This window comes from Pseudomonas sp. TH43, from assembly GCF_016650635.1.
Lineage (GTDB): Bacteria > Pseudomonadota > Gammaproteobacteria > Pseudomonadales > Pseudomonadaceae > Aquipseudomonas.
Map to the genome: position 1 here is coordinate 900,005 of NZ_JAEKFI010000003.1, position 17,675 is coordinate 917,679.

Genomic DNA, 17,675 nt, shown 5'->3' on the forward strand with positions numbered 1-17,675 from the left:
TTTGCAGGCTTCAAGTCAGAAAAGGCATCAAACCGGCAACACTGGCCAGTCCACGCTTTGCGGATAACCTGGCTGTCTGTCGATCTTGTTCAGCGCCAGTTTGTAAGTAGCAAATGCCTTGAACCGCTGCATGTCATCGGCATCCAGCAACCCTGCGATGTAGGCGTCGGCCATACCGACGGTTTGCTGGTCAGCTTCGGCCAATAACTCGTCACGCCGCGCCAGGGCCGATGCTCGCTGTTCGCTTTCAACCAGCAGCGATGCGTTCGGCAATGCATGTTTAGTGACCTTGCCATCGGTCCATTTCCAGATGCCGTCGCGTTCCTCAATTGTGCGCAGGAACAGCTCATCGGAGATCTCTACGGCAGTGGCAGGCATCTGCGTGTGAATCACCGAGTCATAGCGCCCAAGCAGTTCGCCCTGGGCATCAAAATCAATATATTTCATTTCATTCACCGTTGATTTCAGCAGCCCAGGGCAAACCAGTTCCAGCCGCCAGGGTCAACATTGGAGAAGCGCTGAAACTGGCTTTGCGAAAGTCTGAACAGGGAGAAGCGCAGATCCGCGAATCCCGGCGAGATATCGCCACCCGAGAGAAAAAGCACGCTTTTTGGAAAGGCAATCGGGTAGGTAATGGTTTCGCTGAGTGCCCCGCCCGTGGCCAGCCCCCATTGCAGGATCAAGCCACTGGGCAAACGCTGATAGCCGCCTGCAGTGTTCAATGAAGCGGTAAACGCGGGCGAGTACTTGAGTGCACCGTCACCGGAGTCCAGACCCCAGCCTCCGCCGAGTAGAAGTCGGCGAAAAGTAACGTAGCTACCACCGACAAATGACAACGTGTTATCCGGCACACTACCGGTGGCGGAGCTCAGATTTTCGTTACTTCTGACTTTTACGGTCAAGCCACCGGAGCTTGCCACCAGAGACACCAACCCTCCGGCAGGCACAGTCGACCACTCCGGCAATGTTGCAGTGCTTGGGCCGGTAAAGATCGACAGTTTGCCAACGTCAGCGGCGGTCATCGAAACCTCACCGACGTAATTGGTCTGCCCCGCCAGACTGCCGAGTGCGCGCTGTACAAACTCGGTCGTCGCGACTTTCTGGCTGACATCGAACTGGGCCGGCGTTTCAAACAGCTTTTTGCCGCGAATGGCCGCCAGCAACTGCGTGTTCAAGCCTTCGGTCGGCTCGAGCCCGGCGGCTTTGATGACCGTCAACACCTCTTCGGTAAGGGCATTGCCCCACTCAGCTGGAATCAACGATCCGGGGGTTCCTGTGACGGGATTTTCATCGACAAAACGACTGTTGACCAAACCGACACCGGGCATGCTTTTCGGATAATCCATGGCTCACTCCTCCCTAGTCATAATTGATGTGCACCTTGGTATGCGCCGGCGCACTTCGATGGATCAGGCACTCCAGTGCCGAACCCGGATTGACGCCGAAGCGTTCGCCCCAGTAGCTCGCGCCGAAACGCCGGCCGAGCAGCAAGCGGCCGCCGGTGTTGAGCGTCCACATGAATTGCGCTTCCCATGTGCCGAAATGCGCCGCGCCAAAACGTGCGCGGCCCATGCGCGGGGCTTCGAGTTCGGTGATGCTGGCGTTGGGGTAGCCCTGGCTTTTGGCGATTTCGAGGTAATAACCGACGGCCTGGCTGCCGACCGCGAGCAAGCGGCGGCGCACGGCGAGGCGGCGGTCGTCGAACAGTGGTGTGGCGCCCAGGCAGGGGTCGGGCAATTCCATCACCCGCTCCCAGTCCGGCACCAGTTCGCTGACGCCGGCGGGGTCCATTTCGTTGAGCAAATCGGCGGCGCGGGCGTCGAGGCGTGCCAGTTCGACGGCGACGCCTTGCAGGACTTCTTCGAGTTCCGGGACTTGCTCCGGGTCCCAAGCGGGACCCGCGGGCAGCAAGGCGCGCAGTTGCGCCTGGTATTGCGCGGCGGTTCTTATGCCCCCCATACGCAACCTCCGAAAGTCAGTAGTTCGCTCTTGCCGGCAGGCACGTCAGCCGCCGGCGCGGTCAGCGTGTGATCGTATTCGCCGCCGGCGCTGCTGATGGCTTCGCGGATATGGCTGATCAGCAGCGGTACGCCGAGATCGGCCTCGCGGTTGTGCAGATCGCGCAACTGCGCTTCGACCGCCGCACGCACGGCGCTGGTGTCGGGGTTGACGCTTTTGAAGCGGTAGACCACCGGCACCTGAATCGGTCGCTGCACATGCACCTCGGCAGTCACCGGGCGCAGCGGTTCGATGTAGTCCTGAACCTCGGCCAGTTGCTCATCGTTCGGCACGGGTTGCGGATCGTCGTCGCGCATGATGAACACCGTCACCGTGCCCGGGCCGAGCAAGCCACCACGGCACCAGGCGCGGGTCACGCCCGGCACTTCCAGCGCCCAGGTTTCATAGTCGCTGGACGAGCCGCCGTGGGGGATGACGCGATAGGAGCGAATCACTCGCGAGCGCAACGACTCCAGACTTTCCCGCGCCACACCGCCGCTGAGCCCCGGGGCCAGAACGACGAAACTGTTGCCGACGACGCCAGCAATAGGCTGCACCGGCGTCAGCGTCAGACCCGCGTCGGCGTTGCCGAGACTGCCGGCGTCGAGCGCGGCGATCGTGGTGCTGTTGCTGCCATTGCTGGTGGTGCGCGCGGCGGTGACTTTGTACGTGCGGCCGTCGTTGGTTTGCAGCAACGTATCGGCGTCGAGCACCGCACCGGCGGTGGCGGTAAAACTTACCGTGCCCGTGGCCGCTTGCGCCGGTTTGCGCGGCTGGTTCAGACGCAGTGCAGCGATGCGTTCCAGGGTCGATTCGTCGGCCTTGTCCGGCAGAATCTGCTCGGCAATCCAGTCGAGGTAACCGTACAAGCCATACGCGGCGCCGCTGAGCGTTCGGGCCAGCACTTGCGCATCGGACTGGCGCAGCGAATCGCCGGCCAGGTCGCTTTGGGTGCGTTTGATCAGCACCGGCAGCGAAGGGGTTTCAAACGGCATAGATCACCTGCCAACTGTTATCGGGGTTGATGTCCAGGCGTTCGCCATCGGCCAGGGTGAGGACCGTGCGCAGGTTCAGGCGCTGGGCGTCGAGGCGTTCGCTGATGATGTCGATGGCGCTGCAGTGGCCGTCGTCGAGCAGCCATTGCAAGGCTTCGCGGGCATAGAATTCGGCGTCCATCTGGGTCTGTCGGGTCAGCTTGACCCGACGCAAAAGCCACAGACGCGAGCCGATGCGATCGTCGGCGACGGTGGGGAAACTGTCGCCCCACCAGCCAAAGCGCTCGTCGTCATCGAGGGCGTCGTCATCGGCGGCGCGACGCCAGGTAAACAGGCTGATGAGCACGGCACGGGTCAGCGCGGCGTGAAGGTTCGGGCTGATAAGCATTATTTGCCTCCCGCCGGGGCGCCGGTCTGGCCGCTGCCGGCCTGTACGCCTACGTGCACGTGTTTGATCTGGCTGATGCCGCCGGCGAGTTGATCGCCAGTGGAGACGATCTTGCCGGTCTGGTTGATCACCGGCGTATCGATGTTCACCGCAGTGCTGGCCTTGATGTTCAGCGTGGCAGTTTCGATGTCGATGATGCGGCCGCGCTTGAAGTGGATCTTGTCGCCTTCGTCGGTGTAGATCGCCACTTCGCCAGCAGCCAGTGATTGCAGGCGATAACGGCGGTCGGCGACCACCAGCGCGATGGCATGGGAACGATCACCACCCAGGAACGAGACGATCCCTTCGGCGCCAGCCAGCGGATTGCTGGTGAAGCCATAAGGTTCGAAATGCTCGAGGTCATCGTTCACTTCCCCGGCGGTGAGGCGCATTTGCAGCGATTGCAGCTTGGATGCCGAATTGGCGAGCACGACAGTGCCGCGCGCCAGCAGGCGTGTCAGTAAGCTCATGAGTTGTCCTTCCAAAAGTGGCCCGAATGGGATCAATGTGGGAGCGAGCCTGCCCGCGAAGGCGGCGGGTCAGGCGCGGTGATGTTGAGGCTGCCGACGCTTTCGCGAGCAGGCTCGCTCCCACAGGGTTCGGTGTCAGGCTGAGGTTTTCTTCGCTGGAGTGGGATCGGGATCGAAGGTATGCGGCGGTGCCACTTGCAGCGTTGTCACCGAGCCTTGCGCCGACAGCGAATACGTGACTTTGGAAATCAGCATGTCGCCATCAAAGCCGAGCACTGGATCTTTCACCCGCACCAGCGTGTTGTGGCGCCACAGATCGCCGTTGGCCTGACGCCAGCCCTGCACCTGATAGGTGGTGGTCTGCGCACGGCCCATGCGGGTGGCGCTTTCCCATTGGGCACGCTGCTGCGCCAACTCAAAGGTCAGTTGCGTGCCTTCGTTGATCACCGTGGTGCGGCGACGTTTGAAGGTCAGGTCGACAGCAATCGATTCGACTTCGCTGACCGCCGCCCCGCTCTTCTTGTCCGAGCCTTTTTGCTGGCCGATCACCCGGTATTCGGAGAACACCTGGCTGTGATCCATCGGTGCGTTGGCCGAGAGAATATTCTTGCCCAACTCCAGCACATCACTGGCCCGACCGCCGCTGCCGGGCTTGGCCAGCACCAGCCGGCCCTGCTCGTCATCGGTGGAAAACACCCGCAGCAGCGAGAGCAAACGGTCGATTGACTGAAACACCGTTTCACCCGGCACGATGGTGTGTTTGGCCAGTCGTGCTGTCTCGGGTATCTCGTTGACCACCGACTGCGAATAGCCCATCGCCAGCGCCTCGACAATGCTCAGCAGCGGTTGCTCCTGCCATTGACCCGGGCGATTGATGGCCGCGCAATCGACCAGATCCTGGGTCTTCGAACTGCCTTCGATGGTCAGACTGATCTGCCGCCCGTCATAGCGGATCGGCGCCTTGAAAACGTAGCCGGTGAGCACCAGATCGTTGCCGATCTTCACCTCGCACGGGTCGCCGGGCTTGATCGGTTTATCCACCGTTTGCCCTGGCCATTGCCAGGTGATGTCGAGTTTGAAGGTACGGAACTGGCGCTCCAGATCAGCCGTGATTTCCACGCTTTTCCAGCCGCCATATTCCAGATTGTTGACCGTCAGCGTGACGCGGTTATCCATCTCGCTCATGGTTCACTCCCCGGGGACTTTCACTTGGTTGGGTGAGAACCCGGGATGATTCGTCGGGTTGCGCTGCTGGATTTCCAGGGCCCGCGTGGCATCGCCCAGGTACTTGTAGGCGATCACCAGCGCCGGCGCGCTTTCCTGAATGGTTTTAGTGACAACCCGTATACCCGAGGACGCAACGGCCTTGAGGTGGGTGACCAACGCATCCTGCAAATCGCTGGCTACCTGGTGATGCGCAGGGCTGGATTTGTTCTTCGCCAGATCCAGCGTGCTGACCAGATTCTTCAGCATCGCCAGCGTATCGTCGGTGGACGGCACGTCCTGATGAGTGATCGGCTGGTTGGCCTGATTGTTAACGGAAGGCGTCGACGGCAACTTCATCGGCTTACTGGCGACCGGCATGGACGCGATCCACTGCGCCGCTTTCACGATCAGCGTGTCCTGCACCAGATCAGCCATGGCTTGCGCCGCCGCATTGGTGTCCGTGCCGGTGGTGAGCTTCGGCGCATCGGCCTTGCGGATAGCTTCGAGTTGTTGCGACACGTCGGCAATCACGCCACGGTAGCCTTCCTTCGCAAACGTCTTCAGCTCCTTGATATCGCCGAGCAAGCCGTTGAACTCCGCCGCCAGTTCCTTGGGCAACTCCTTGACCGCTTTGACCAAGTCAGTGACGTCTTTGTAGTACTCGATCAGCGGCTGGAGCTGCTCTTTGATGATCTCGTAGACCCCGGCGAGACTGTTACGCAAATTGGCAATGCCGATCCGCGCCGCTTTGATCATCGTCATCGCCTGCTCGAACCGCGCGAGGGCAGAGGCCTGAAAAGTCCCGGCCTTGAGCAGTATTGTCTGCTGGGTACTGACGGACGCAGTCGGAAACTGCAACGGCTTATCTGGATAGAACTTCAGCGCAAAAGTCACCAACCCGCCATCCTGGCGAGTGTGGGTCATGTCGCATTCGCCGACCTTGACTTGCAGGCGCCCGAGCCACGGATGCACCAGCTCGCCACTGCCCGCCTCAAGTGCCTTGAGCAGCTTGTCGCGCTGCTCCAGGCAATCGGGGCCGATAATGAACGCCGTCAGATCGTGTGTCTTGGCCTGCTGGCCGAGGTCCTCGAAAAACGGCAGGTCACGCTGCGGATACTCGTGCAGCTGACCCTTTCGACCGACCGGGGTTTTCGCCTGATCGATCCAGAACCCGACACCGCGAAAGGATGCCGGCAACAAACGGTCACGCCAGTTCATTGGAACCTCCTGCCGACAGCGAGCGATAGCCGATGCGCGACGATAACGCCAGGCCCGGCTGATTGGTTTGCGGTTGATCGGTGCGCAGCCCGGCCGGCGCATTTTCGAAGCGTACGGTCAGGCCGCCTTCGAGTTGCGTACGGTTGTTGGCAGCGCTTTGCTGGACGAGTGCGCTGGAGGATTGCGGCAAGGAGCCGCCCTGCAACGCACCGGTAGATGACGCTTGAGGGTTTGCGCTGAAAAACGCTGGAGCCAATTCACCTTTGCCTTCGGCATTGGTCTGGCGCTGCGCTTCGGTCAGCGTTTCGACCTTGCCGGTGACCTTGGCAATCAACCCGGCGAAACCACCGTCGAACAGTTCCTTGATCGGCGCGATAACGGTTTGCAGTTTTTGCCACAACTCGCCGAACCACTCGGTGATCGGCCCCCAGTTCTTGATGATCTGTCCCAACGGTGTCCATTCGAACATGTTGTGCAGAAATTCCAGTACCGGTGCGGCCATAGCTTGCACCACGCCCCATAGTGCCGAAAACACTTCACTGATCGGCTGCCAGTACATCGCGATCTGTTCCAGCGGCGACCATTCGAACAAGCCCTGGAAAAAGCTTTTGATCTGCTGCGCCGACGTTTGCAGCGCGGCCCAAATCGGTTCGAAGAACGTGACGATGCTTCCCCAATTGTTGACGATCAGCCCCAACGGGGAGAAGTCGAACAGCGTTCGGAAGAAGTCCTTGATGACTTGCGCCGCCGGTTGTAGCGCGATCCAGATAGACGCGAAGAACCCGGTAATTGCACTCCAGTTGTTGATGATCATGCCCAATGGCGTCCAGTCGAACAGCCCTTTGAGAAACGCCATCACCGGCACACTCAAGGCTTTGAGCAATTCCCAGATCGCCGAGAACAGACCGGTCAGCGGCGCCCAGTTGTCCATGATCATGCCGGCCGGTGACCACGAGAACACCGACTTGAAGAAGTCGATCACCGGTGTGGTAACCGCTTTGACCTTGTTCCAGATCCCCGAAAAGAATGCCGTGACCGGCTCCCACAATGCCGCCAGTGCGTCCAGCGGTTGCCAGTCGAGTACCGAGCGCAACGTCGCCATCGCACTCGCCCCGGCGCTCTTCACGCCTTCCCACATCCCGGTGAAGAACGCGCTGATCGGCGTCCAGTTGGCATAAATCAATCCCGCTGCCACCGCGATGCCCATGGCGATCAGCATGATCGGATTGGTCTTGAGCACCATGCTCATCACGTCGAACACCTGAGTTGCCCCGGTGACAGCGGTTTGCATGGCGGAGAAGGCAATCGCCCCTGCCGCCAGGCCTTCGACCAGTTTCGGGTTGTCGGCAAGCAGGCTGCCAACCTGAGTCAGCATCGGCTCAAGCCCGACGACCAATGCCGCAACCGCTGGCGCCAGCGCGGCATCGATAGCGCCCGAAACCTTCTCCATCGACGCACTGAACACGTTCATGTTTTGCGCGGCGACTTTCGGTGCGGCGGGCAGGTCGACGGTTTTTGCCGTCTCGCTGACTTCAGTCAACTTGCCCTGAAACGCCGCTGCCGATTTGATGCCCTCGACGAACGGCGTAATCACGCTGCCGCCCTTGAACAGACCACTGATGTCGAGTTTGCCGAGGCCGGTCTGTTCGAGGTTTTTCTTGAAGCTCTCGACCTTTACTCGCAGGGCGCCGAGTTTGGGCGACAGTTCATCGATGCCCGTCAGCAGCACCGGGGTTTTCGCTTTGTTTTCTTCGTCTGCCATCACTGCACCTGCTGCATCGCATTGATCCGTTGCGCGTGCTCCAGCGATTCGCGGAGCACATCCAGTGGCCTGGCCATCATCTGTTCGGGGTCAACCTTCCAGAACCAGGCCAGGTCATAGGCGACGGCGATCAGGTCGGTGATGGCGCCGACGCCGCACTCATGAAAAAACTCGCAACGGCCCAGCTCAACGCGTTGAGGTCAGCCAGATCCAGCTGGTTGACGGACGACGGCGGAATGCCGGCGCAGACGGCGATGTATTTGGCCGCGACATCCATGTCGAGGCTGACCTCTTCGCTCTTGTCGATCTTGTACGGCAGCGCCTTGATCGCTCGCACTTCCTGCACCGTCGGACGGCGCAGGACGAGTTCGGTCAGGGGCTCGCCGTGAGCTTCGATCGCAACTTGAAGCTTCACGGCGCCGCTCATTGCCAGGTCCCCTTGATGCCTTCGAACTTCAGTTCGATAGTGGCGTCATCGCCTTTGGAGACGGGTTCTTCGACCAGATAGGCGCCGGCCAGCACGTAGACTTTGCCGTTGCTGAATTCGCAGGTGACGGTGATATCGGTGCCTTCGATCAGCTTCTTCAGCGGGAAGTCGGCGGTGTGCAGCGCGGTCACTTTGAACGACGGCGCGATGTCGGTTTCCTTGTAGAAGCCGGGTACGACGGTTTCGCGTTTGACCGCCATCAGCGGGGCTTCGCAGCCGCCATTGATGGTCAGTTGTGCGCCGTCGACTTTGACGTAGCAGGTGCCTGCAATCAGTTGACCCATGGTGTTACTCCCTTGAATAAAAAAGCCCACGCGAGGTGGGCTGAAAGCTTGACGTCAAACGCGCCGATCAAGCCGCGTCGTCGTACTGCAGACGGAATTGGTTGAGCAGTGCGAACACGCGCAGACCGTTGATGTAATCCGGCGGGAACAGCACGTTCACGCGGCTCGGGTCCTGCACGTCGCGCTCGACGATCAGGTGCTCGGCGAACAGCTCAGCGTTTTCCACGTGGCCTTCCAGCTCGAGCTTGGCGTACTGCGCGATCAGCTCGCCGCGAATGGTCGCCGGGGTGACGATTGGCTGGCCGGCGCCGAAACGGGTGCCATCGGAGGCCAGTTTGTGCCGGCCGTATTTGCTGGTTATCACGCTTTGCAGACGACGCACGATAAACGCCGACTGGTGCATGGTTTCGCTGTCCAGGTAGGAGTTGTCGGCCTGGCCGTAGGCGTTCTTCTGATAGGTGGTGATCGAACGCTGGATGCGCACGTAACCGCCCTCGTAGTACGCGGTGGCGATGCCGTAGTTGAGCAGCGACTGACGCTCGGTCAGGGTGAAACGCTCGCTCGCCGGGGCAGGGTCGACACCTGGCAGGCTGCCGCTTTGCGTCGGGCGGCTGGCGTCGGCGGAGATGAACACCGCCGTGCGCGCAGCCAGTGCCGCGGCTTGTACCCAGAACGGTTGCGGAACGCCCGGCTCCAGCGCCTGAATGGTCATGTGCTGATCGTTGCGTGCCTGGCCGGCAGCAACCAGAGTGCCTACGGTGCCGCGCTTGGCGCTGTAGACGTGACCAAACAGTTGTTTGGCCCACGACCAGCGACCGGTGCTGTCATCCATGACGGCTTGCCAGGTATTGAGCGTCGACAGATCGGACCATGGCAGTGCGATGAATTCGAACGGTTCGTCACCCAGTGCCGCGATGGCTTCAACCTGATCCGGTACGCCAGCGCCGCCGGTCATGGCGGTGATCGCCGAGGTCAGGCCGGCCGGGGTTTCTTCGCCGTTGCTCTTGCCCAGACGATTGAATTGCAAACTGATGTCGTTGCCGCTGTCGCCAGTCCATTTGGCGTTCAGAGTGACCACACCTTCGGCAGCGACAGCGCTGACCGGCAGGTCGGCGGTGGCGTTGATTTTCTGCGCCAGCGCGGTGGCGGCCTGGGCAGCGGTCGCGCCGTTGACGACGGTGGCTTGCACACGCACGCCGCCGACATAAAGGTTGAGCAGACCGGCCTGAGTCGCGGTGCCGGTCAGGGTCAGGACGCCTTTGGCGACAGCGCCTTCAGTGTTGTGCAGCGGCAGGCACCAGATCTCGCCAATCGGGTCGGCCTTGCGGAAGGTCTCGTACATCGAGGCGAGCATCGAGCCCTGGCCGCCGATGCTTTTGGCCAGCGCAACGCTGGAGACCAAAACCAGTTTGCCGACTTCAGTCGGGGCGATGTTGTCGTTGACCTGGGCGACGATCAAACGACGCAAGGTCGAGCTCGCGCTATTGGCGGCCGAGTTGTCCATTTCGGCATAGAACAGCGGTACACGAATGTCCGCGGGGATGTTGCTGAATCCGATCGCCATTATTTGGCTCCCTGTGGTTTAGCCGCTTTTGCGGTTTTGAGTGTGATATCGCCGTCGGCCAGACGCCGGCGCCACCAGGCGCTGTCCAGCACTTCACGGCCTTCCAGCGGCAGCAGATCGCCCGCCTCCGGGTCAGGTACGACACGGCCGGCGGCCGGCAGTACGGTGATGCGATTGCTCATGGGGTTACGTCTCCAGAGAAAGTCATTTCCACGCGCCCATCGGGGCCCGGGCGTTTCAGGTTGGGGTCGGCCGGGTCGATCGCATCGACCCGCACGGTGGCCCCGGTAAAGGACGACAAACCGTCCAGTTCGCGTTCGTGCCAACTCTCCGCAGGCTGACTTGGCAGATTGCGGCCGAGCTGGAACTCAGCAAAAAAGCGCAGCCGGTAGAAAACCCGGCTGCTGTTGATCGAGACCATTTCGCCGCCGTCGTAGACGATGGCGCTGTAGTCGGAATCGGGTTTGAAACCCACCAATGCGCGCCAGATCTCGGCGCGCAGGTCGTGCAACAGATCCAGCGCTTTTGTAGCGTCGGAGGCGTCAAGCGCGAGGACGATTTCAAAGCGCTCGCGGATCGGTTGGGTGGTGAGGTTTTGTGCGGTGCTGTTGCTGGCGAGATCGGCCAGTGGTGTGACGTGGGCCGAAGGTGTCGGCAGATTCGGGTCGCCTTGCAGCAACGCCGGATCGACGCCTACCGAAATGTGATTGGCCAGACCAGGGCATTGCGCACGCAACTGCGTGAGGATCGGGGTGATCTTCATGGTGGTGTTCCAGAAATTAGAGGAGTTAACGCAGAACCCAATGTGGGAGCGAGCCTGCTCGCGAAAGCGCTGGGACAGTCACTATCAATGTTGGATATGCCGGACTCTTCGCGAGCAGGCTCGCTCCCACGGGATGTTGTGCAGGGATCAGGCTTTGGGGTCGAGGCCGGTTGCTTCGATCAGGCAGCGATAGCTTTCCTCGCGTTTGCCACTGGCGGTGACTTTTTTGATAGACCAGCGACCGCGCATGAAATCCGGCCAGGTGTCATCCAGCACCAACAGGCCTTCGGCGGCCAGCAGCGGATCGCCCGGGCAGGTAACCTTCAGCGTGTATTTCTCGCGCAGCATCTTGCGCACTTCGGCTTCGCCGATGGCTTTGGCTTCTTCTTCACTCGCCTGTTTCTGGCGAATGACCTTGTAGGGTGCGGAACCGGTGATCACCTCCTGCAGCTTGCCGACAGCACCGTCCCAGAAGCAGGTCTTGCAACCCTGGTTCTGAGTGCGAGCGGTCTCTTCCAGTGTGGCGCTGATGAAAGCGTGATCACCCGGTCGATTGTTGCTGGTCACCGACAACCTGACGTCCGGTATCACCTGACCCGACAATGATTTGAGCTGCGCCGGTTTCGCCAGTACGTAGAGGTCGTTGTAGGGTTTGGCCACCGCGTCGTACTTGCTCGCCAGGCGTGTGATGAAGCCCATGTCGGTTTCGTTCGACTGGTCAACATGGGCAATCCTGATCAGCGCCAGTTCGGGATCGACGCGAGGCGAAAATCCGTGCCGCAAGACCAGCTCGCGAAACAGTCCGCCAAGGGTTGTCGGGCCATGACTGGCCGTGCGCCGCTCCTTGAATCCGCTCTCGTCCTTGCCACTGAAAGGCGCGGCCGTGGCGACCAGCGTCAGGCGTAAAGGGAACAGCGTCGGGGTCAATCGAGTCACCTTGAACTGGCCCTTTTCGACCAGCCCGGACTCCAGATAGCCAACCCGCAGGCCGATGGTTCCGCCCAGGGTCGGCAAGCCTTCGAGGCCTTCCAGGTCGATCACCAGTGTCAGCTGATCGGACTCCATCCCGGCGGCATCAATGTGTTCCCAACTGATCAGGCGCTGGTTCAGCAGCGCATGGTTGGCCCCGTAGATTTCGATCGCCGGTGTAAATCCCTGTGCCATGCAACCTCCTTAGTCCCACGCCAGAACCGGTTTGATCGCAGCGGGTCTGCTGTCGAGTTCCGGCAGCGTTACCCAGACGCCCGCCGGCAAAACCGGGCCGTATTCGGCCAGGGTCGAATTGAGCTTCCACAACGCTGCTTCGGCCTGATCGTCTGAGCGACCGGCCTCGCGGTAGAGCAACAGATTGACCGAATCACCGGCCACGCTTCGGACCTTACGCATTGTTGAACTCCGCTAATTCGAGTACCCACTTGATCACCATCGCGGTGCCATCATCGATGACCTCGCTCTGGTTTTCCTGAACGCTGGTGATCCGCCACAAACCCCAGTTGCGACCGATGCCGTCGATCAACGGCAGCGGTATTCTCAAGGCTTGCAGCGCACGCAGTTCATCGAGCCGTTCCATGCCCACGGCGTACATCGAGGTGCCGCCAATGGTCAGGGTTTCGGGCTTCTGCCCGGTCTGATGAGACTTGGGTTTGCTGGTAAGGATCGGCAATTCAGTCCAGCCACCATCGGATTTTCGCGCCAGCGTGCTGTAGGCAAATTCGCGGGACAGTCCGAAGATGAAACTGCCCAGTGCCATTTGTTGTTTCATCAGGCGACTCCATCGGTGAGGGCTGCATCACGGCGGGTGGCTAGGGGGTTGGTGCTTATCAAAGGCGTAAAGTCAGACGTGAAATGTGACTGCATGACTTGCGCCACCATAGCGGTCACTTTTTCAGCGCTCACCAGATCGCCGCCACTGAAGTTAAACGCGGGCGCATAGGTGACATTCTGATTCTGCTGATTTTGCGCCTGCACACTGCTCAGGCCGGCGCTGACTTCTGACGGTGGAGCAAGCCGATCGGGCGCGGGTGTCGCAAGCTTTTCACCCAGCGCTTCCCCTTCCTGACTGCCGTAAAAACTGCCGATGACGCCGCCTAATGCACCACCGATCATCGTACCGATGCCGGGCAGGATGAAAGTACCGATCGTGGCGCCGATGCTCGCGCCGGCATAGCCACCGGCTAAACCGCCCGCTGCCATTCCTACGCCACCGGCGACTTTTTTCGTATCGCCCTCGGCCACGCCTTCGACGACTTTCATGCCGGCTTCGACCATCGTCAATGGCAAGCTCAATGGGCCTGCCACCCGGCCGAATCGGGCGCCCTGACTGATCAGGCTGCGCCCAGGAGCGGAGACCAGAAACCTGGCACGATTCAGGGCGGCGGTACCGAGGGATCCGGCACTGGCCGAGAGACTGCCCAACCCGGATCTGATGCTGGCCATTAGCGGGCCTGTCCACGTAGCGGCTTGGGACGCCAATGCGCCCAGCGGCTTGCCGCCCTTCATTCCGGCAGCCATCAGGATCAGTGCGCCAGCAAGTGCCGGGGCCTTTTCCGCGACCTCACTCAAGCCATCGGCTGCCCCTCCGACTTTTTCCACCAGGTAGTCAAAGACTGGCAGCACAGTATCGCCAGCGGATGAATAGAGCCGGTCCTTCTGGGCGCCGAAGATGTTCCAGCGTGCCTGCGAAGTATCCGCGAGTGTCAGGGCGGTCTGATCGACCGCCCCTGTGTACTGTTTTTTATCCGCCACCAGTGCAAAGGCGCGCTGCACGTCAGCGGTATTCTCGAGCATTTGCCGAACCGGTTGGGCGACCGAAAACAACGTTGTCGACAGCGCGGATTGCTCATTCGGGGATTGTTTCTTCAGCGCCTCCAGCACCTCCATGATCGCGCCGGGAGCATCGCCCTTCATTTTCTCGGCCAGGGCCTTGGGGTCGAGCTGCAGCTGAGCGAACGCCGCTTTCTGGCTTGGAGAAGCTTTATCCCCGAGTGCCAGGGTCGTCGTGATTTTTTCGAACGCTACGCCCGCATCAGCCTTGTTTACCCCGGCGTTAAGCAACGCCGCAGAAAATGCCGCGGCTTGCTCGGGCGCCATTCCGGCGCCTTTTGCCGATGTGCCGTAAGTGCCCAGAATCGAGCCGATATCAGCGGCAGAAGCGGCCAATCGACTGTCGAGCAAACTGGTCGCGTCGGCGAGATCCAGGGTTTGCGCGCGATTGAGGCTCATCGAGGTACGCCAGCCGATCAACAGGTCCGCGGCATCCAGTGGTTTCATCTCGAACGCGGTCGCCGTGACCGCCGTGTCTCTGGTGAAATCCATCAGGTCGTTTTGCCTGGCGGCTTGATCGATATTGCCTTTGGCATCCAGCCGATCATTGCCGACCCCGGCCTTGGCGCCAGCGTAGCCAATGCTTGCCAGCTCAACCGTGGTTGTACCGCTGGCAGCCACTTTCGCCTCGGTGGCCATCTTCTCCAGCGCGACCTGCATCGTTTTGCGTTGGTCGCCTTCAAGCCCGACGACCAGATCGAGCCTCGCCATCGCGGCGTCGAGATTGATGGCCGGTTGCAAACGCTGATATGGCGCCGTGGCGGCATTCTCACTCGGCGTTTTTTGCCCGGCGCCAGGGGCCATACCGCCCATTTGTGATTGTCGGTCGTTCAGTGCCTGTTGCAGCGAGTGCTGTGACATCAGCACCGTGTGTATCGACCCCAGCACATCCCTGAGCTGAACCTGTTCGGCGGTCAACTGACGCAGCTCGGCGGTGGCATCTGCCAGCGCCAGGCTCAGCCCGGCAAACCCGCCATCCGCTTTCAACGTCGGCTCTGCAACTGCCGAATCGGCGCCTCGTGCGGACATCACAGCAGGCTTCAGGGTGGCCGTGGTGTCGGGTACCCGCGCCTCTTGATTGACCTTCGCGAACGTCAACGCATAGTTATCATCTGCCATGCCGCTCTACTCCTGTTTCACGCCAAGGCGAGTGATCGCTATGTCGTAGCGGCGCAACGCCTTTTCGGCGTCCCATTCCAGAATCTCCGCCTCACTTACCGGGTAAATGAGCGGGACGATATCGAGGATTACTTCGATGTCGCGTTCCGAAAGTAGGCCGCCGGCTGGTTTAAAAAATCGTCTATGCGCACCTGCAATTGCGTCCAGTCCGGGACGGTCAGTTGGGCCAGATCGGGGATCATCAGGCCAGCGCAATGAGCAGTGATGAACTCGGCGCGTTCCTTGGCCGTTTTCAGTTTTTTCATCACTTTGGTGGCGCGCAGCACCGGCATTTCCAGGCTCAGCGAGGTGACGGTGCGGCCGGTGACAGCAAGCGGTTGCAGCAGCTGGATCTGATCGGGATCGGCGGATTTTTCCGCGTCTTCGACCTGATCGAGGAAGTACGCCGTCGGACGGGTCGACATCTCGTGAACGTACTGGGCGATGCTCACATAGTCCGGGCGCTTGAGCTGGTCGAGCTCCTTGACCGACAGGCCGGTGGCGAGCAGCGCCAGTTCGAAGAACTGATCGTCCTCGTCATCACCGGCACGTTCCAGCGCTTCTTTTTGCGCGGCGTAGAACAGCGGTTTGAGCTGGATCTGTTCGATCTGCGAACCGTCATCGCCAGTGATCGGCGACAGCAAATCATGCTTGGGTGGCATCCACGACATGAATGAATTCCTTGGTGATTCTTGAGAGGGGTGTTGCATAGGTAGGCCAGTCAACCGGCCTCAGTGTGGGAGCGAGCCTGCTCGCGAAAACGGTAGTTCAGTCACATTAATGTTGAATGTGCCAAAGCCTTCGCGAGCAGGCTCGCTCCCACAGGTTTTGCGGTGCAGCGAGGGATTACGGCATCAGCACCGCACGACGGGCATCACCGAGGATGTCGACGCCGTTGAGCACGAACTTCTGGGTGCGCACGTCGATGTCGATCACCGGCACGCCGTTTTCCAGGCGGTTGTAGGTGCGGCAGGACAGTTCGAGGTTGGTTTTGGGTTTCTCACCCATCTTCACTGCGGTTTCTTCCAGGGATTTCAGCTTGCCGCCGACGGTGTGGTAGGTGAACCAGGTATTGCCGTCCTGGTCCTGACCGGCTTCACGCACGTTCAGCAGGATGTCGTCGCCCAGCTTCACACCCAGTGCGAGCATGACTTCTGTGCCCATGCCTTGCAGGGTCAGCTTGGCGTTAAGGGCTTTGCCGCCCTTGGCCATTTCTTCGACGATGAAGCGGCCGCCACGCATTTCTTCCACGTCGAATTCGATCTTCGGCGGAGTGAATTCCTCAACGGTCGCCGACAACGGCAGGCCTTGCAGGGTGGCCGCGATGGCCTGTCTTACGCGGTTGGTAAACATTAGAGAACGTCCTCCAGGAACTGCTCGATGATTTCATCGCGGGCGTTGAGTTGATAAACCATGTGTTCGTTCGGCGCGTAGCGGCCGTAGTCGATGACCACGTACCAGGTGCCGTTCTTGTACTTCTCGACGCTGTTGAGTTCCGGGTGCAGGTAGACGCTGCCGCCAGGAATGGTTTCGTCGGCAACCAGGGTCTGCAGCCAGTCGTTGATGCGCTTGACCTCTTGATCCATGAACGACTTGGTGAGGTTCTTGGCCATGGCTTTCTGACCGGCCTTGACCAGCTTGCGGCTGATCGCATCTTCCAGACCGACGTAGCTGATGAACTTGCCGGTGATCGAGCGGTTACCCAGCAAGGAGAAGCCGCCGAGCACGGTGCGGGCGTAGTAGCTGACGCCGTAGCGGTTGAGCAGATCGCCTTCGGTGGAGGTGTCGAGAATGTTGTATTCGACGACTCGCGAGACGTCTTCGGCGTAGGTCACCTGGTTGCCCGGGCTTTCCCACTGTTTGACCTTGGCCAGTGCGGCAATCGCCAGGCTGGACGGCGACAGGAAGACGTTTTTCTTCGCCGCTTTCGAGTACACGGCAGGCATGTTGTGCACCACCAGGCAACGGTCGAAACCAAGGTCGGCGCCGCCGAGTTCCTGGCTGTACAGCACTTGATCAGCGACCGAAGCGTCCTTGCCGTCCAGCACCACACGGGCCTTGATGCGCTTGCCGAACGAGGCGAACTCGCTGGCCACCGCTTTGGTGCCGGTGAAGCCCGGCGCGCCGATGATGGTCAGGTCTTCCGGGACACTGCCCAGCGCGGCCAGACCGAGCTTGCGGCCGGTCGCCGGCTCGACGCCGCCGATCACTGCGTTAACGGTGTCGGCCGGGGTCGCGCCCGCTTCGACGATCACCACATAGACCGGCACCTTGACCACTTTGAGAATCTGGTAAACCGCGTGGTACAGGGTGCCCTCTTCCGAACCGGTCGGATCGAGCAACGCGTGGGTGGTGAAGCTGTTGATGCGGAACGGCGCGTTACGCGGGATCAGCGGATCGGCTTTCGGCGCGGTGCCGACCAGACCGATGACGTTGTCACCCAGGCCACCCATGGCCTCGGGGGATTCAGTGGCATTGACGGTAATGCCGTTGTGCTCGAAGTTCAAAACCTCAGCCATG

General features: G+C 60.7%; 21 protein-coding genes. All 21 read right to left on the minus strand.

The window, feature by feature from the left end; translation table 11 throughout:
* Nucleotides 1-27: 27 nt before the first annotated feature.
* The 21 genes from JFT81_RS13740 to JFT81_RS13840 all read right to left on the minus strand — a co-directional run bounded on the left by JFT81_RS13740 (nt 28) and on the right by JFT81_RS13840 (nt 17,674).
* Nucleotides 28-447: a tail fiber assembly protein gene (locus JFT81_RS13740; protein ID WP_201227725.1), complete on the minus strand. Its 420-nt coding sequence runs from the start codon at nt 445-447 to the stop codon at nt 28-30.
* Between the two features lie 17 nt (nt 448-464).
* Nucleotides 465-1,346 carry a phage tail protein gene (locus JFT81_RS13745; RefSeq protein WP_201227726.1) on the minus strand — a complete coding sequence of 294 codons (882 nt, stop codon included), beginning with the start codon at nt 1,344-1,346 and terminating at the stop codon, nt 465-467.
* Nucleotides 1,347-1,359: 13 nt separating this feature from the next.
* A complete protein-coding gene (locus JFT81_RS13750; protein ID WP_201227727.1) occupies nt 1,360-1,959 on the minus strand; it encodes a putative phage tail protein in 600 nt (199 codons plus the stop codon).
* Nucleotides 1,947-2,993, minus strand: a complete 1,047-nt coding sequence (locus JFT81_RS13755; protein ID WP_201227728.1) for a baseplate J/gp47 family protein — start codon at nt 2,991-2,993, stop codon at nt 1,947-1,949. Before JFT81_RS13755 ends, JFT81_RS13750 begins: the two co-directional genes overlap by 13 nt.
* Complete coding sequence (locus JFT81_RS13760; protein WP_201227729.1) at nt 2,983-3,381, minus strand: phage GP46 family protein; 399 nt, start codon at nt 3,379-3,381, stop codon at nt 2,983-2,985. The genes JFT81_RS13755 and JFT81_RS13760 overlap by 11 nt, the downstream gene beginning before the upstream one ends.
* On the minus strand, nt 3,381-3,890 hold the full coding sequence (locus tag JFT81_RS13765) for a phage baseplate assembly protein V (RefSeq protein WP_201227730.1): 510 nt from the start codon (nt 3,888-3,890) through the stop codon (nt 3,381-3,383). Before JFT81_RS13765 ends, JFT81_RS13760 begins: the two co-directional genes overlap by 1 nt.
* A gap of 135 nt (nt 3,891-4,025) precedes the next feature.
* Nucleotides 4,026-5,075 (minus strand): phage baseplate assembly protein, encoded by a 1,050-nt coding sequence (locus JFT81_RS13770; protein WP_201227731.1) that lies wholly within the window; start codon nt 5,073-5,075, stop codon nt 4,026-4,028.
* A gap of 3 nt (nt 5,076-5,078) precedes the next feature.
* Nucleotides 5,079-6,314, minus strand: coding sequence for a DNA circularization N-terminal domain-containing protein (locus JFT81_RS13775; protein WP_201227732.1), 1,236 nt, complete (start codon nt 6,312-6,314; stop codon nt 5,079-5,081).
* Nucleotides 6,301-8,076, minus strand: a complete 1,776-nt coding sequence (locus tag JFT81_RS13780; protein ID WP_201227733.1) for a phage tail protein — start codon at nt 8,074-8,076, stop codon at nt 6,301-6,303. The genes JFT81_RS13775 and JFT81_RS13780 overlap by 14 nt, the downstream gene beginning before the upstream one ends.
* Nucleotides 8,077-8,206: 130 nt before the next feature.
* A complete protein-coding gene (locus JFT81_RS13785; protein WP_007908778.1) occupies nt 8,207-8,503 on the minus strand; it encodes a phage tail assembly protein in 297 nt (98 codons plus the stop codon).
* Complete coding sequence (locus tag JFT81_RS13790; protein WP_007908779.1) at nt 8,500-8,847, minus strand: phage tail tube protein; 348 nt, start codon at nt 8,845-8,847, stop codon at nt 8,500-8,502. The genes JFT81_RS13785 and JFT81_RS13790 overlap by 4 nt, the downstream gene beginning before the upstream one ends.
* A 67-nt stretch (nt 8,848-8,914) precedes the next feature.
* Nucleotides 8,915-10,411: a phage tail sheath subtilisin-like domain-containing protein gene (locus JFT81_RS13795; protein ID WP_201227734.1), complete on the minus strand. Its 1,497-nt coding sequence runs from the start codon at nt 10,409-10,411 to the stop codon at nt 8,915-8,917.
* Entirely contained in the window at nt 10,411-10,593 is a 183-nt protein-coding gene (locus JFT81_RS13800) for a DUF2635 domain-containing protein (protein WP_201227735.1), read from the minus strand. The genes JFT81_RS13795 and JFT81_RS13800 overlap by 1 nt, the downstream gene beginning before the upstream one ends.
* Entirely contained in the window at nt 10,590-11,174 is a 585-nt protein-coding gene (locus tag JFT81_RS13805; protein WP_201227736.1) for a hypothetical protein, read from the minus strand. Before JFT81_RS13805 ends, JFT81_RS13800 begins: the two co-directional genes overlap by 4 nt.
* A gap of 147 nt (nt 11,175-11,321) precedes the next feature.
* On the minus strand, nt 11,322-12,338 hold the full coding sequence (locus tag JFT81_RS13810; protein ID WP_201227737.1) for a phage late control D family protein: 1,017 nt from the start codon (nt 12,336-12,338) through the stop codon (nt 11,322-11,324).
* 9 nt (nt 12,339-12,347) lie between these two features.
* Nucleotides 12,348-12,560, minus strand: coding sequence for a tail protein X (locus JFT81_RS13815; RefSeq protein ID WP_201227738.1), 213 nt, complete (start codon nt 12,558-12,560; stop codon nt 12,348-12,350).
* The gene (locus JFT81_RS13820; RefSeq protein ID WP_201227739.1) at nt 12,553-12,936 is read right to left on the minus strand and encodes a phage tail protein; all 384 of its coding nucleotides are present in this window, start codon (nt 12,934-12,936) and stop codon (nt 12,553-12,555) included. The genes JFT81_RS13815 and JFT81_RS13820 overlap by 8 nt, the downstream gene beginning before the upstream one ends.
* The gene (locus JFT81_RS13825; protein WP_201227740.1) at nt 12,936-14,915 is read right to left on the minus strand and encodes a phage tail tape measure protein; all 1,980 of its coding nucleotides are present in this window, start codon (nt 14,913-14,915) and stop codon (nt 12,936-12,938) included. The genes JFT81_RS13820 and JFT81_RS13825 overlap by 1 nt, the downstream gene beginning before the upstream one ends.
* A gap of 329 nt (nt 14,916-15,244) precedes the next feature.
* Nucleotides 15,245-15,826 (minus strand): phage tail assembly protein, encoded by a 582-nt coding sequence (locus JFT81_RS13830; RefSeq protein WP_201201130.1) that lies wholly within the window; start codon nt 15,824-15,826, stop codon nt 15,245-15,247.
* Between the two features lie 175 nt (nt 15,827-16,001).
* Nucleotides 16,002-16,508, minus strand: a complete 507-nt coding sequence (locus JFT81_RS13835) for a phage major tail tube protein (protein ID WP_085697357.1) — start codon at nt 16,506-16,508, stop codon at nt 16,002-16,004.
* Nucleotides 16,508-17,674 carry a phage tail protein gene (locus JFT81_RS13840; RefSeq protein ID WP_150604687.1) on the minus strand — a complete coding sequence of 389 codons (1,167 nt, stop codon included), beginning with the start codon at nt 17,672-17,674 and terminating at the stop codon, nt 16,508-16,510. The genes JFT81_RS13835 and JFT81_RS13840 overlap by 1 nt, the downstream gene beginning before the upstream one ends.
* Between the last annotated feature and the right edge of the window lies 1 nt (nt 17,675).